The following is a 12,833-nucleotide window of genomic DNA, read 5'->3' as shown; positions in this document are numbered from 1 at the left end:
GCGTGCGCGTGACGCCGGTGCTGTGGTTTCATGGCGGCATGATGGCGACCTCCGGCGTCCGCGCCCGCCCCGGGCGAGTGACGCTCGTGCTGGCGGCGATCCTGCTTCTCGGCGGTTGCGCAGCGGCGCCGGCCGACGTCACCGCCGGAGAGCCGACGCCGACCGTGACCCCGACCGTCGCCTGCGCGCAGGTGGACGGCGCCGAGCTTCCGCCGGAGTGTGCGCCGTACGACCCGGAACACGCGATGGAACAGAACGACCGGCATCGTGAGCGGATGGAGACGTCGGCCGAGGCGCGGGCGGCCGCCGAGCAGCCGGTGGCGGACCTCCGCGTGCGTCTCGAAGCACTGCGCGCGGAGAGCACGATCTCTGTGACCTCCGTCGAGGACGCCTTGCGCGAGGTCGGCCTCGTCCATCACGTCGCCCGGGGAGATGCGCGCGCGGTGGCGTTCGGTGCCGACGGTCCCGAGGGCGGCTGCGTCTTCGGGGAGGTGCGTCCGGACGAGGTGCACATCGAGGTCGGGGGATACATCATGGACGGCGGCTGCCTCCCCGCGGAATGACGGCGGAGACACCGTCATCCGCCGGACCCGCCGAACGACTCGTCGCCAATGCGGCCCGGTGTCGTATGCAGCGGTTAGGCTCGAAGAACGATCCTGATCCCCCCGAGGAGGACGCGCATGGCCCGCATCGGTGAAAGCGCTGACCTGTTCAAGTGCTCGTTCTGCGGAAAGAGCCAGAAGCAGGTGCAGCAGCTCATCGCCGGACCCGGCGTGTACATCTGCGACGAGTGCGTCGAGCTCTGCAACGAGATCATCGAAGAGCGCATGGCGGAGTCGTCCGCTGAGGGCGTCGCCGAGTTCGAGCTTCCGAAGCCCCGCGAGATCTTCACGTTCCTCGAGGAGTACGTCGTCGGACAGGAGCCCGCGAAGCGCGCCCTCTCCGTCGCCGTCTACAACCACTACAAGCGCGTCCGCGCCCACGGCACGCTGCAGCCGGCCGAGCAGAAGGCCGAAGAGATCGAGATCGCGAAGAGCAACATCCTGCTCATCGGCCCGACGGGCTGCGGTAAGACCTATCTGGCGCAGACGCTCGCCAAGCGGCTCAACGTGCCGTTCGCCGTCGCCGACGCGACCGCGCTGACGGAGGCCGGCTACGTCGGCGAAGACGTCGAGAACATCCTCCTCAAGCTCATCCAGGCCGCGGACTATGACGTGAAGCGCGCCGAGCAGGGCATCATCTACATCGACGAGGTCGACAAGATCGCCCGCAAGGCCGAGAACCCGTCGATCACCCGCGATGTGTCGGGCGAGGGTGTGCAGCAGGCGCTGCTGAAGATCATCGAGGGCACGGTCGCCTCGGTGCCGCCGCAGGGCGGTCGCAAGCACCCGCACCAGGAGTTCCTGCAGATCGACACCTCGAACGTGCTCTTCATCGTGGCCGGTGCCTTCGCCGGGCTGGAGGACATCGTCTCGGCGCGCGTCGGCAAGCACGGCGTCGGCTTCGGCGCTCCGCTGCACGACAAGGGCAAGGACCTCGATCTCTTCAGCGAGGTGCTCCCGGAAGACCTCCACAAGTTCGGGCTCATCCCGGAGTTCATCGGTCGCCTGCCCGTCGTCACCAACGTGTCGCCGCTCGACCAGGCCGCCCTCATCGACATCCTCACGGGGCCGCGCAACGCGCTCGTGAAGCAGTATCAGCGCATGTTCGAGCTCGACGGCGTCCAGCTGGAGTTCGAGGAGGACGCGCTGCGGTCGATCGCGGATCTGGCGGTCGAGCGCAAGACGGGTGCCCGTGGTCTCCGTGCCATCCTGGAGGACGTGCTCGGTCCGGTGATGTTCGAGATCCCGTCTGCGGAGGACGTCGCGAAGGTGATCATCACCCGCGCCGCCGTCGACGAGGGTGCCCCGCCCACCATCGTGATGGAGCGCAAGCGCAAGAGCGCCTGAGCGCCGGGCCCCGGCGGGTCAGACACCCCCCGCGGACGCGGTGAGCAGATCGCAGGCGTGCCTGCTCACGCCACCGGCATGAGCAGGTCCGTGCGGAGCTCGTCCGGATCGATGCCGGGGTCCGAGACGTACACCTCGATCCAGAGGCCGCGTGGGTGCAGCCCGGCCTCCGCCGCGCGTGCGACCAGCCCGGCCCATCCGGTGCCGAGACCGTCGTAGGAGCCGAAGACGGTGGTCGCGACGGCCTGCCCGGTCGGCAGGGCCGACGCCACGATGGCGGTTCCGTCGCCGGTGGCGATCGGGTCGGACGGTGCGGCCTGCACCGGGAAGCCGAGCTCCAGATCGAACACGCCCATCGGGTCGCCGTGATAGATCGCGAGCGCCGGGCCGGTGGGGATCAGCCTGCCGGCGGCGAAGGCCGCGGCGATCGCCCCGTAGCCGGTGTCGAAAGCGTCACGGAGGTCGGCGAGGCGGATACCCTTGTGCCGGATGACGGCGAGGGGAACGGCGTCCAGCTCCAGGCTGTCCGCCGGGCCGAAGGGAGCGTCGGGGAATGCGTCCATGCGCTCAGGGTCTCACGACTCAGGAATCCAGTCCACGGCGTTTCAGGAGCGGCTCGATGTCGGCGTCCCGCCCGCGGAAGTCGCGGTAGGCGGCCAGCGGGTCCTTCGAGCCGCCGACCCCGAGCAGCCGGTCGCGGAAACGGTCCCCATTGGCCCTGGTGAGCCCGCCGTTCTCTCGGAACCACTCGACGGTGTCGGCGTCGAGCACCTCGCTCCAGATGTACGAGTAGTACCCCGCGCTGTAACCGCCGGAGAAGACGTGCGCGAAGTACGTGGAGGAATACCGGGTCGGCACGGCGGGGTCATCCAGCCCGATGTCGGCCAGCGCTGCGGCCTCGAACGCGGCGACATCCTCCACCGCGTCCTCGGTGGAGAGCCGGTGCCACGCCTGATCCAGCCACGCTGCGGCGAGGTACTCGCTGGTCGCGTGCCCTTGATCGAACGTCGCCGTCGCCCGCAGCCGCTGCACGATGGCGGGATCCAGCGGCTCGCCGGTCTCGTGGTGCCGGGCGTAGTGGTCCAGGACCTCCGGCCAGAGGATCCACATCTCGTTCACCTGACTGGGGAACTCGACGAAGTCGCGGAACACGTTGGTCCCGGCGAAGTGCGGATACGTCACCGTGGCGAAGAGGCCGTGCAGGGCGTGCCCGAACTCGTGGAACAGCGTCGTCACCTCGTCGAGCGTCAGCAGCGTGGGCTCGCGGTCCCCGGGCTGCGGGACGTTGAGGTTGTTCACCACGACCGGGGCGCTGCCGCGCAGCCGGGACTGGCTGACGATCGCGTTCATCCATGCCCCGCCGCGCTTGGAGTCGCGGGTGTAGAGATCGAGCACGTAGAGGCCCAGGGGAGAATCGTCGGCGTTGCGCACCTCGAACACGCGGGCCTGCGGGTGATAGGCCGCGAGGTCGTGCCGCTCGTGGAACGTCACCCCGTACAGGCGGGTCGCCGCGAAGAACACGCCGTCCTGCAGCACGCGCTCCGCCTCGAACCAGGGACGCAGGGCGGCGGTGTCGATGTCGTAGCGGGCAGTGCGCACGCGCTCGGTGTAGAACGCCCAGTCGTGGGCCTCCACGGGGAAGGGCTCCGGCTCGGTCTCGTCGACGATCGCCTGGAGCGCGTCCCGTTCGGCGCGGGCGTTCCGGGCGGACGGCGCAGCCAGCCGGCGCAGCATCCGCTCGACGGCCTCAGGGGAGCCCGCCGTCTCGTCGGCGGTGATGTACGCGGCATGCGACGGATACCCGAGGAGGCGCGCGCGCTCGGCGCGGAGGCGCACGATCTCGCGCAGCACCGGGCGGTTGTCGTTGCCGTTGTCGCGCGAGCCCCGCGCGCGCGACGCCGCCATGATCCGGCGACGGGATTCCCGCACCGCGAGCCGGGCGAGGGCCGGATGGCCGGTGAACAGCGGCAGGGTGAGGAGGTAGCGGCCGTCGAGCCCACGGTCGGCCGCGGCGCGCGCCGCGGACGAGAGCTCGCCCGCACTCAGGCCCTCCAGCTCGGCGGCGGAGTCGAAGACCACGGCGAGGTCGTTCGTATCGCTCAGCAGGTTCCGCTCGAACGTGTTCGTGAGCACGGACAGCTTCTGGTTCAGACCCGTGAGCTGCGCCTTCGCGTCGTCGTCGAGCCCGGCGCCGGCATGCGTCATCTCGCGGTGGTAGCGCTCCACGAGATACCGCTGCTCGGAATCGAGGCCGAGCGCCTCACGCTGGTCGTACACGTGGGCCACGCGGGCGTAGAGCGCCGCATCCAGCGTGATCGCGTCCTCATGGGCGGCCATGAGCGGAGCGAGCTCTTCATCGATCGCCTGGATCTCCGGCGTGGCGTCGGCAGAGCTCACCGTGTAGAAGGCGTGCGCCACCCGATCGAGGAGATCGCCCGACCGCTCCAGCGCCTCGAGCGTGTTCTCGAACGTCGGCATCGACCGCACGCGGGTGATGTTCGCGACCTCCGCGAGCTGCTCCGCGAAACCGGCTCGGAAGGCGGGAAGGTAGTGCTCCGGGCGGATGGCCTGATAGTCCGGGAGCCCGAAGGGAAGGGTCGACGGCTGCAGCAGCGGATTCGTGGCGTCGCTCATCCTCCGAGCCTAGCCACCGCCATCCCCGGAACGTTCCGTGCTCAGACGGGTCATCACCTCTCGCAGGGCGTCGACGACGACACGGACCGAGCGGCGGCGCAGGTTCTCCGGGCGCGCGAGGACGTCGATCATGCGGTGCGTGCTCACGCCGCGCAGGGGGATGCGTACGATGTCGCGATCGTCGACGCTGCGCGAGGTGAACCGGGGGAGCATTCCCAGGACGCCGCCGGCCGCGACAACCGCCGACACCGCGCCGTAGTCGTTGATGCGGTGGCGGACCTCGACCGGGCGGCGGGCGACGGCGGCGACGGCACGGAGCACGTCGTCGGGGGAGTACCCCACGCGGCTCGTCACCCAGTGCTCGTCGGCGACCTCGTCCGGCGAGAGGGTGCGGCGACCGGCGAGAGGATGTGCGGCGGCGACCGCGACGTCCAGGGGCTCGCGGACGAGACCGACAGCGCGGATGCCTGCGGTCGGCCACGGCGCGGAGTGCTCCATCCGATGCGCGAGGACGAGGTCGTACCGCGCGGTGAGCCCGGGGAACTCGCTCTGCGCGACGTCTTCGTCCGTCAGGCGTACCGTCGGCGCGTGCTCCTTCCCGGAGAGCTCCCGCACGAGCGGGCCGAAGAGCGCCTGACCGACGCTGTGGAACCCGCTGATGCTCACCTCTCCGGTCGCCGCGCCCTCGAAGTCGTCCAGCGCGTGCCGCGCTGCGGCCATGGCATCGATGGCCTCGGCGCCGGCCGCCGCGAGGACCTCGCCGGCAGAGGTCAGCACGAGCGTGCGGCCCTGGCGACGGGTGAGCGGGGCGGGGAAGGAGCGCTGCAGCGCGGCGAGCTGCTGCGAGACGGCGGACGGGGTGACCCGGAGCGTGTCGGCGACAGCCGTCACGCTGCCTAAGGCTCCGAGTTCGCGGAGGATCTGGAGCTGATGGAGTTCCACGTATATAGTTTAGACCTGGCTATAGAGACGATGCAGAAGCTGCCGATTGTTCTACAGGGACGTATGCGATGAGATCGGAGCATGAAGGCTCTGTTCAAGGAGGAACCCGGCGCCGGCCTCGCGCTCGTGGAGCGCCCCGATCCCACCGCCGGCCCCGGCGAGGTCGTCATCCGCGTCCTCCGCACCGGCATCTGCGGGACCGATCTGCACATCCGGCGATGGGACGACTGGGCGGCCTCCGCGATCTCCGCGCCCCTCATCCCGGGACATGAGTTCTACGGCGAGGTCGTCGAGGTCGGATCGCTCGTCCATGACATCGCCGTCGGCGACCGGGTCTCCGGCGAAGGACACATCGTCTGCGGCACCTGCCGGAACTGTCGTGCCGGACGCCGGCAGATGTGCATCCGCACCATCGGGCTCGGTCTGCAGCGCGACGGTGCCTTCGCCGAATACCTCTCGCTGCCGGCGACCAACGTGTGGGTCCACCACGCCGAGGTGGCTCCGGAGCTCGGCGCGATCTTCGACCCGCTCGGCAACGCCGTGCACACCGCCCTCCGCTTCCCTCTGGTCGGCGAGGACGTGCTCGTCACCGGATGCGGCCCGATCGGCCTGATGGCGATCGCCGTCGCCCGGCATGCCGGTGCCCGCTTCATCGTGGGGACCGACGTGAGCGGCCCGCGCCTGGAGATGGCACGAGGGATGGGAGCAGACGACGTCGTCGACGTCTCCCGCCAGGAGATCCGCGACGCGCAGCGGGCGCTCGGCATGCGCGAGGGGTTCGACATCGGCTTCGAGATGAGCGGCGCGGCATCGGCGCTCCCGGCGATGATCGACAACATGAACCACGGCGGACGGATCGCCATGCTCGGGCTGCCGTCGACGGGGTTCGACATCGACTGGGGCAAGCTCGTCACGCATATGCTCACCATCACCGGCATCTATGGTCGCGAGATGTTCGAGACCTGGAACGCCATGGGGGCGATGCTGCAGACGAGTGCGACACTGCGGGCGGCCATCGGCCGCGTGATCGCCGAGGTCGTGCCGGCGCGCGACTGGGAGCGCGGATTCGCGGCGGCGGAGTCCGCCGGCACGGGCAAGATCATCCTCGACTGGACGGAGCTGTGATGTACGCGACCTTCAAGGACCATGTGGCGCGGGAGCTGGCGGGGATCGAGGAGGCCGGGCTCACCAAGCATGAGCGCGGCATCCGCGGTCCGCAGCGGGCGGAGATCACGGCCGACGGCGCCGAGGTGCTCAACTTCTGCGCGAACAACTACCTCGGGCTCGCCGACGACCCCCGCATCCTCGCTGCGGCCCGGACGGCCCTGGACGAGTGGGGGTACGGGCTCGCGAGCGTGCGCTTCATCTGCGGAACGCAGGAGCAGCACCTCGAACTCGAGCGTCGGCTGGCGGACTTCCTCGGCACCGACGACGCGATCCTCTACTCGTCCTGCTTCGACGCCAACGGCGGTGTCTTCGAGACGCTGTTCTCCGCGGAGGACGCGATCATCTCGGACGAGTTGAACCACGCGTCCATCATCGACGGCATCCGCCTCTCGAAGGCGCGCCGACTCCGGTACCGCAACCGCGACATGGCGGATCTGGAGGAGCAGTTGCGGGCGGCCGCCGATGCCCGGTTCCGCGTGATCGTGACCGACGGCGTCTTCTCGATGGACGGCTACATCGCCCCGCTCGCTGAGATCTGCGACCTCGCCGAGCGGTACGACGCCCTCGTCTTCGTGGACGACTCGCACGCGGTCGGCTTCGTCGGGGAGAACGGGCGGGGGACGCCGGAGCTGTGCGGCGTCGCAGATCGTGTCGACATCTACACCGGCACCTTCGGCAAGGCGTTGGGCGGCGCCTCCGGGGGGTACGTCGCCTCCCACGCGGAGATCGTCGCGCTGCTGCGTCAGCGTTCCCGTCCGTACCTGTTCTCGAACACCCTCGCTCCGGCCATCGTGGCCGGTACCCTGACCGCACTCGACCTCGTCGAGGGATCGGCGGACCTGCGGGCGCGGCTGCGGGACAACGCAGCCCTGTTCCGCACCCGGATGGCGGAGGAAGGCTTCGATCTGCTTCCCGGAGAGCACCCGATCGTGCCGGTCATGTTCGGTGATGCCGCGCTCACAGCCCGGATCGCCGCGGCGATGCAGGACCAGGGCGTCTACGTGACGGCGTTCAGCTTCCCGGTGGTGCCGCGGGGGAAGGCGCGCATCCGGGTGCAGCTCTCCGCCGCGCACTCCGCCGAGCAGGTCGAGCGCTGTGTGACGGCCTTCGTCGCGGCGCGGGATGCGGTGAGCTGACCGCGTTGCAAAGAAAAGCTTGCAAAGATTTGTTTGCAAGCGTACCTTTGCATGCATGACGAACGAGACGCAGGTACGGACGCTGGATGCGGGAGCGCTCAAGGCGCTGGCGCATCCGCTGCGGGTCAAGATCTTCGATCTGCTCGCCTCTCGTGGTCCTCAGACGGCCAGCTCTCTCGCGGCCCTCGTCGGGGAGACCTCGGGATCCACCAGCTACCACCTCCGCGCCCTCGCCGCCCACGATCTCATCCGTGAAGTGGAAGGTCGTGGCACGGCGCGGGAGCGGTGGTGGGAGCGCCCGAAGGGCCGCATCGACGTGCCGGGACCGGACGAGCAGATGTCGCCGGCCAACCGTGCCGCGGCCCAGATCGTGACATCGGAGTTCTTCCGGCTCCGGCACGAGACGCTGATGCAGTACCTCAACCGCTCGGATGCCGACATCCCCGAGGGGTGGCGTGACGTGGGTCTGACCATCACCACGCACCTCGACATGACGGCCGCGCAGGCGATGGCCCTCCGGGCGGAGTTGGAGGCCGTCGTGGAGAAGGCGATCGCGCAGTACCGCGGTCAGGAGGGCCCGGACGTGCGCCGTGTCTCCCTCCGTGCCGAGATCTTCGACCTCCCCAGGCCTGGCGGCGCCGCCACGGCCGAGACGACGGACGCATCATGACCGCCGCCACCCTGCACCTCGTCAGTCCCACGCGGACGGAGCGCGGCCTGCTGCACCTCGCCGACCGGGTCACCGCCATGATCGAGCACCGGATCGAGCGTCGCGCACAGCGGCGGGTCCTCGCCCTCGACCTCCTCCGCGAACAGCAGGCCCGCCGGCATGACCCGCACGCCGTCGACCATCTCCTCGCGCAGCTCGGAGCCCCGCGCCGCTGACGCCGAGACCCCGGATACGCGTCGAGACCCCCTCCTCTCCACGTGGAAAGGAGGGGGTCTCGACGATGAAGCGGGGTCTCGGCGATCAGAAGGGGCGGGCGATGACCTCGCCGGAGGAGGTCTGGAGGACCTCCCAGCCGGCGTCGAGCTCCGCGATCGCGCGGCCCTCGAGCCAGGTGAGGGTCCAGTGGCCGGTGAGGCCCTGGGACTCGACCTCGGCGATCGCGGGGCGCAGCGCCTCGGGGACGGACGCGGGGGGCTGCGCCCCCGTGGCCCAGCGCGTGCCGAGCTGCATCAGGAAGCCTCGACCGGGGCGAGCTCGATCGCGGTGACCGCGAACTCCTCCGCCTCGGAGATCTCGAGCTCGGCGATGCGGCCGACAGCGCGGAGGTCATCCGCCGCGGCGCGCAAGGCCTCGACCTTCGCGGCGGGAGCGGCGATGGCGGCACGGGAGACCGGGGTCTTCTGCGACGCCTTCGCCTCGGTCTTCGCACGCCGGATGCCGATGAGCGCCTCGCTGGCGACGGCCAGCACGGCCGCATCGCCCTCGATGCCGAGCTTCTCGGGCCACGCAGCCGTGTGCACGGAGCCCTCCTCGAACCACGACCAGGCCTCCTCCGTGGCGAAGGAGAGCACCGGGGCGAGCAGGCGGAGCAGCGTGGACAGCGCCAGACGCAGCGCGAGGGCGGCCGAGGCCTGGCCCACGTCGTTCTGGTTGTAGGCGCGCTCCTTCACGAGCTCCAGGTAGTCGTCGCAGAACGTCCAGAAGAACGCCTCGGTCAGCTCCAGCGCTCTGGCGGCGTCATACCGGTCGAAGGCCGCGGTCGCCTCCGCCACCACGCCATCGAGCGCCGTGAGCATCGAGGCGTCGAGCGCGTGGGTCACCTGCGCGCCCTCGGGCACCGGGAACGACAGCACGAACTTCGCGGCGTTGAGCACCTTGATCGCCAGACGCCGACCGATCTTCACCTGGGTCGGGTTCTGCGGGTCGAAGGCCGCGTCCATGCCGAGGCGGCTGGAAGCCGCCCAGTACCGCACCGCGTCCGAGCCGTGGGCGTCGAGCACGTCGGCAGGGGTGACCACGTTGCCCTTCGACTTCGACATCTTCTTGCGGTCGGGGTCGACGATGAAGCCGGAGATGGCGGCGTTCTTCCACGGGGCGCGGCCGTCTTCGAGCGTGGAGCGCAGCATGGTCGAGAAGAGCCAGGTGCGGATGATGTCCTGTCCCTGCGGGCGCAGGTCGAACGGCGCGGTGAGCTGCCACAGCTCCTCGTCGCGCTGCCAGCCGCCCGCGAGCTGCGGGGTCAGGGAGGATGTCGCCCAGGTGTCGAGGATGTCGGCCTCGGCGTCGAACCCGCCCGGCACGCCGCGCTGGGCCTCGGTGTAGCCCGCGGGGACGTCCGTGGTCGGGTCGATGGGCAGCGCGGCCGCGTCCGGGGTGAGCACGCGGTCGTAGTCGCGCTCGCCGTTCTCGTCCAGCGCGTACCAGAGCGGGATCGGCACACCGAAGAAGCGCTGCCGGGACACGAGCCAGTCGCCGGTGAGGCCGCCGACCCAGTTCTCGTAGCGGACCCGCATGAAGTCGGGGTGCCACGCCAGCTCGGTGCCGTGCGCGAGGAGCTGCTCGCGCAGCTCGCCGTCGCGGGCGCCGTTGCGGATGTACCACTGCCGGGTCGAGACGATCTCGAGCGGGCGGTCACCCTTCTCGAAGAACTTCACGGCGTGCTGGAAGGGCTTGCCGACGGCGGTCATGTCGCCGGTCTCCTGCAGCTTCTCGACGATCGCCTTGCGGGCGCTGAAGACGGTCTTGCCGGCCACGTTCTCCGCGTACCAGGCGCGGGCGTCGGCGTCGGCCACGATCGACGGGGCCTCGGGGAGGAAGCGGCCGTCGAGACCGATCGTCGTCATGTTCGGCAGGGACTCGCCGGCAGTGGTGCGCAGCTCGCGCCACCAGATGATGTCGGTCACGTCGCCGAAGGTGCAGACCATGGCGGCGCCGGTGCCCTTGTCGGGCTGGGCGAGGTGGTGGCCGTGGACCTCGATCTCGGCGCCGAAGTAGGGCGTACGGACCTTCGTGCCGATGAGGTGCTTGTGCGGTCCCTCGGGGTGGGTCACGATCGCGATGCACGCGGGGAGGAGCTCCGGGCGCGTGGTGTCGATCGCGATGGAGCCGGAACCGTCCGCGAAGGGGAACTCGATCGTGTGGTACGCCGCCTGCTGGTCGCGGTCCTCGAGTTCGGCCTGCGCGATCGCGGAGCGGAAGTCGATGTCCCACAGCGTCGGCGCCAGGGCCTGATAGGCCTCGCCGCGCTCGATGTTGCGGAGGAAGGCGAGCTGGCTCTGCCGGATCGTGTCGTCGGAGATGGTGCGGTACGTCTGCGTCCAGTCCACGCTCAGTCCGAGCTGACGGAACAGCGCCTCGAACTGCTTCTCGTCCTCGATCGTGAGGCGCTCGCACAGCTCGATGAAGTTGCGGCGGCTGATCGGCTGCTGGTCCGCGGCGCGGCTCGACTTGTTGTCGCCGCCCTCGAACGGCGGGGTGAAGTCGGCGTCGTAGGGGAGCGACGGGTCGCAGCGCACACCGTAGTAGTTCTGCACACGGCGCTCGGTGGGAAGGCCGTTGTCGTCCCAGCCCATCGGGTAGAACACGGTCTTGCCGCGCATGCGCTCGTACCGCGCCTTGACGTCGGTGTGCGTGTAGGAGAACACGTGACCGATGTGGAGGCTGCCGGAGGCAGTGGGCGGCGGGGTGTCGATCGAGTAGACGCCCTCACGGCCGAGCTCGGCGGCGCGCAGACGGTCGAACAGGTACGTACCCTGCTCCGCCCAGGCGGCGTCCCACTTCGCTTCGAGACCTTCGAGTGCGGGCTTGTCGGGAATGGCGGACATGGAGGTCTCCTCGAGCGATGTATGCGGCACTGTGTGAGCGTGCCTGAGTGTGGGTGGTGCCGCCCAGTCTACCGAGGGTGCAGGCTCCGGCGCTCGACCCGGGGGAGCGCCCGGCGCGGCGCTGCGCCGGCCCCTCCGACGCTGGGAGGATCGGAGCATGACACCGCCGTCGTCCTCGTCCTCCCGTCCCCGTCTCGCCGACCTCGGGGTCCCGTCCGGCGCCTTCGCGCGCGGCCCGGCGAACGCCATCACCGATGTCCGCGGCGTGCGGGTGGGGCACGCCACGCTGCACGGCGACGGTCTGCACACGGGAGTGACGGCCATCGTCCCCGACGCCCTCACCGCCGAGCGCCGCAGCCTTCCCGCGAACCTCTCGGTCGGCAACGGCTATGGCAAGCTCGTGGGTGCCACGCAGCTCCGCGAGCTCGGGGCTCTGGAGACGCCGATCCTGCTGACCTCGACGCTGTCCGTGTTCCGTGTCGCGGATGCGCTGCTCGGGCATCTGCTGGCGACGCCGGCGCACGCACGGACGACCACCCTGAACCCGGTGGTGGGCGAGACGAATGACGGGTTCCTCTCCGACATCCGCCGGCGCGCCGTGGGCGAGGAGCAGGTGACGGCGGCCCTGGCCGCGGCGGCAGCGGGTCCGGTCGCGGAGGGGTGCGTCGGTGCCGGCGCCGGAACCGTCGCCCTCGGCTACAAGGGCGGCCTCGGCACGGCGTCCCGTCTGGTCGATGTCGCAGGGAGCACGTCCACGGTCGGGGCTCTCGTGCAGACGAATTTCAGCGGCACGTTGCGGATCGCGGGGGTGCCACTGCCCGCGGAGGAGCTGCTCGCCGAGGAGCCGGCACAGCCCGTCGGCAACTCATGCATGATCGTCGTCGCGACGGATGCGCCCGTCGACGGTCGGCAGCTCGGCCGGGTGGCCCACCGCGCCGTGTTCGCGATGCGGGGCGTGGGCGCCGACTACGCACAGGGCAGCGGCGACTACGCGATCGCCTTTTCCGTGCACGACCCGGCGTCGGGCGGTCCTGCGGCGGATGACGACCTCTCGCCGCTCTTCGCCGCGACGATGGACGCTGTCGAGGAGGCGCTGATCAACTCGGTGCTCGCCGCGGAGACCACCGTGGGCCCCGAGGGGCGGACGGCGCACGCGGTGCCGATCGACCGGGTGCGGGACCGTCTGACTCGTGCCGGGGCCGTCTGACCCGCGTTCACAACTCAGGAGAAA

At 70.3% G+C, this 12,833-nt stretch carries 12 protein-coding genes; 7 read left to right on the top strand and 5 right to left on the bottom strand.

Annotated elements, in window-relative coordinates:
* Positions 1-38 precede the first annotated feature (38 nt).
* Positions 39-563: a hypothetical protein gene (locus RI211_RS10520; RefSeq protein WP_315637594.1), complete on the top strand. Its 525-nt coding sequence runs from the start codon at positions 39-41 to the stop codon at positions 561-563.
* Positions 564-680: 117 nt separating this feature from the next.
* Entirely contained in the window at positions 681-1,949 is a 1,269-nt protein-coding gene (clpX, locus tag RI211_RS10515; RefSeq protein WP_187661733.1) for an ATP-dependent Clp protease ATP-binding subunit ClpX, read from the top strand.
* A gap of 65 nt (positions 1,950-2,014) precedes the next feature.
* Here clpX and RI211_RS10510 read toward each other — a convergent pair whose 3' ends face one another.
* The 3 genes from RI211_RS10510 to RI211_RS10500 are packed head-to-tail and all read right to left on the bottom strand — an operon-like array spanning position 2,015 to position 5,525.
* Positions 2,015-2,512, bottom strand: coding sequence for a GyrI-like domain-containing protein (locus RI211_RS10510; RefSeq protein ID WP_315637595.1), 498 nt, complete (start codon positions 2,510-2,512; stop codon positions 2,015-2,017).
* A gap of 19 nt (positions 2,513-2,531) precedes the next feature.
* A complete protein-coding gene (locus RI211_RS10505) occupies positions 2,532-4,583 on the bottom strand; it encodes a M3 family metallopeptidase (RefSeq protein ID WP_315637596.1) in 2,052 nt (683 codons plus the stop codon).
* Between the two features lie 9 nt (positions 4,584-4,592).
* Positions 4,593-5,525, bottom strand: coding sequence for a LysR family transcriptional regulator (locus RI211_RS10500; RefSeq protein WP_187661730.1), 933 nt, complete (start codon positions 5,523-5,525; stop codon positions 4,593-4,595).
* Between the two features lie 81 nt (positions 5,526-5,606).
* Here RI211_RS10500 and tdh point away from each other — a divergent pair, with 81 nt between their 5' ends.
* Genes tdh through RI211_RS10480 form a run of 4 tightly spaced genes read left to right on the top strand, consistent with a single transcriptional unit; the run spans position 5,607 to position 8,713 of the window.
* The gene (tdh, locus tag RI211_RS10495; protein ID WP_187661729.1) at positions 5,607-6,650 is read left to right on the top strand and encodes an L-threonine 3-dehydrogenase; all 1,044 of its coding nucleotides are present in this window, start codon (positions 5,607-5,609) and stop codon (positions 6,648-6,650) included.
* On the top strand, positions 6,650-7,828 hold the full coding sequence (locus tag RI211_RS10490) for a glycine C-acetyltransferase (protein WP_292796601.1): 1,179 nt from the start codon (positions 6,650-6,652) through the stop codon (positions 7,826-7,828). The genes tdh and RI211_RS10490 overlap by 1 nt, the downstream gene beginning before the upstream one ends.
* Positions 7,829-7,883: 55 nt before the next feature.
* Positions 7,884-8,498: an ArsR/SmtB family transcription factor gene (locus RI211_RS10485; RefSeq protein WP_315637597.1), complete on the top strand. Its 615-nt coding sequence runs from the start codon at positions 7,884-7,886 to the stop codon at positions 8,496-8,498.
* A complete protein-coding gene (locus RI211_RS10480; RefSeq protein ID WP_187661727.1) occupies positions 8,495-8,713 on the top strand; it encodes a hypothetical protein in 219 nt (72 codons plus the stop codon). The genes RI211_RS10485 and RI211_RS10480 overlap by 4 nt, the downstream gene beginning before the upstream one ends.
* Before the next feature lie 85 nt (positions 8,714-8,798).
* Here the strand turns inward: RI211_RS10480 and RI211_RS10475 are convergent, their stop codons facing one another.
* The gene (locus tag RI211_RS10475) at positions 8,799-9,008 is read right to left on the bottom strand and encodes a hypothetical protein (protein ID WP_292796368.1); all 210 of its coding nucleotides are present in this window, start codon (positions 9,006-9,008) and stop codon (positions 8,799-8,801) included.
* The gene (gene valS / locus RI211_RS10470) at positions 9,008-11,602 is read right to left on the bottom strand and encodes a valine--tRNA ligase (RefSeq protein ID WP_315637598.1); all 2,595 of its coding nucleotides are present in this window, start codon (positions 11,600-11,602) and stop codon (positions 9,008-9,010) included. The genes RI211_RS10475 and valS overlap by 1 nt, the downstream gene beginning before the upstream one ends.
* 157 nt (positions 11,603-11,759) lie before the next feature.
* Between valS and RI211_RS10465 the strand changes: the two genes are divergently transcribed.
* The gene (locus RI211_RS10465) at positions 11,760-12,809 is read left to right on the top strand and encodes a P1 family peptidase (RefSeq protein WP_315637599.1); all 1,050 of its coding nucleotides are present in this window, start codon (positions 11,760-11,762) and stop codon (positions 12,807-12,809) included.
* Positions 12,810-12,833: the final 24 nt, after the last annotated feature.

The sequence above is a fragment of the Microbacterium meiriae genome, assembly GCF_032364335.1.
In the GTDB taxonomy this organism is placed as follows: domain Bacteria; phylum Actinomycetota; class Actinomycetes; order Actinomycetales; family Microbacteriaceae; genus Microbacterium; species Microbacterium meiriae.
The sequence above is the reverse complement of the archived record's forward strand: the minus strand, read 5'-3'. Positions and strand labels throughout refer to the sequence as shown.

Excerpts from the sequence above, each read along its gene's own strand:
- RI211_RS10520 (WP_315637594.1), top strand. The coding sequence starts at position 39 with ATGATGGCGACCTCCGGCGTCCGCGCCCGCCCCGGGCGAGTGACGCTC.
- clpX (WP_187661733.1), top strand. The coding sequence starts at position 681 with ATGGCCCGCATCGGTGAAAGCGCTGACCTGTTCAAGTGCTCGTTCTGC.
- RI211_RS10510 (WP_315637595.1), bottom strand. The coding sequence starts at position 2,512 with ATGGACGCATTCCCCGACGCTCCCTTCGGCCCGGCGGACAGCCTGGAG.
- RI211_RS10505 (WP_315637596.1), bottom strand. The coding sequence starts at position 4,583 with ATGAGCGACGCCACGAATCCGCTGCTGCAGCCGTCGACCCTTCCCTTC.
- tdh (WP_187661729.1), top strand. The coding sequence starts at position 5,607 with ATGAAGGCTCTGTTCAAGGAGGAACCCGGCGCCGGCCTCGCGCTCGTG.
- RI211_RS10490 (WP_292796601.1), top strand. The coding sequence starts at position 6,650 with ATGTACGCGACCTTCAAGGACCATGTGGCGCGGGAGCTGGCGGGGATC.
- RI211_RS10485 (WP_315637597.1), top strand. The coding sequence starts at position 7,884 with ATGACGAACGAGACGCAGGTACGGACGCTGGATGCGGGAGCGCTCAAG.
- RI211_RS10480 (WP_187661727.1), top strand. The coding sequence starts at position 8,495 with ATGACCGCCGCCACCCTGCACCTCGTCAGTCCCACGCGGACGGAGCGC.
- RI211_RS10475 (WP_292796368.1), bottom strand. The coding sequence starts at position 9,008 with ATGCAGCTCGGCACGCGCTGGGCCACGGGGGCGCAGCCCCCCGCGTCC.
- valS (WP_315637598.1), bottom strand. The coding sequence starts at position 11,602 with ATGTCCGCCATTCCCGACAAGCCCGCACTCGAAGGTCTCGAAGCGAAG.
- RI211_RS10465 (WP_315637599.1), top strand. The coding sequence starts at position 11,760 with ATGACACCGCCGTCGTCCTCGTCCTCCCGTCCCCGTCTCGCCGACCTC.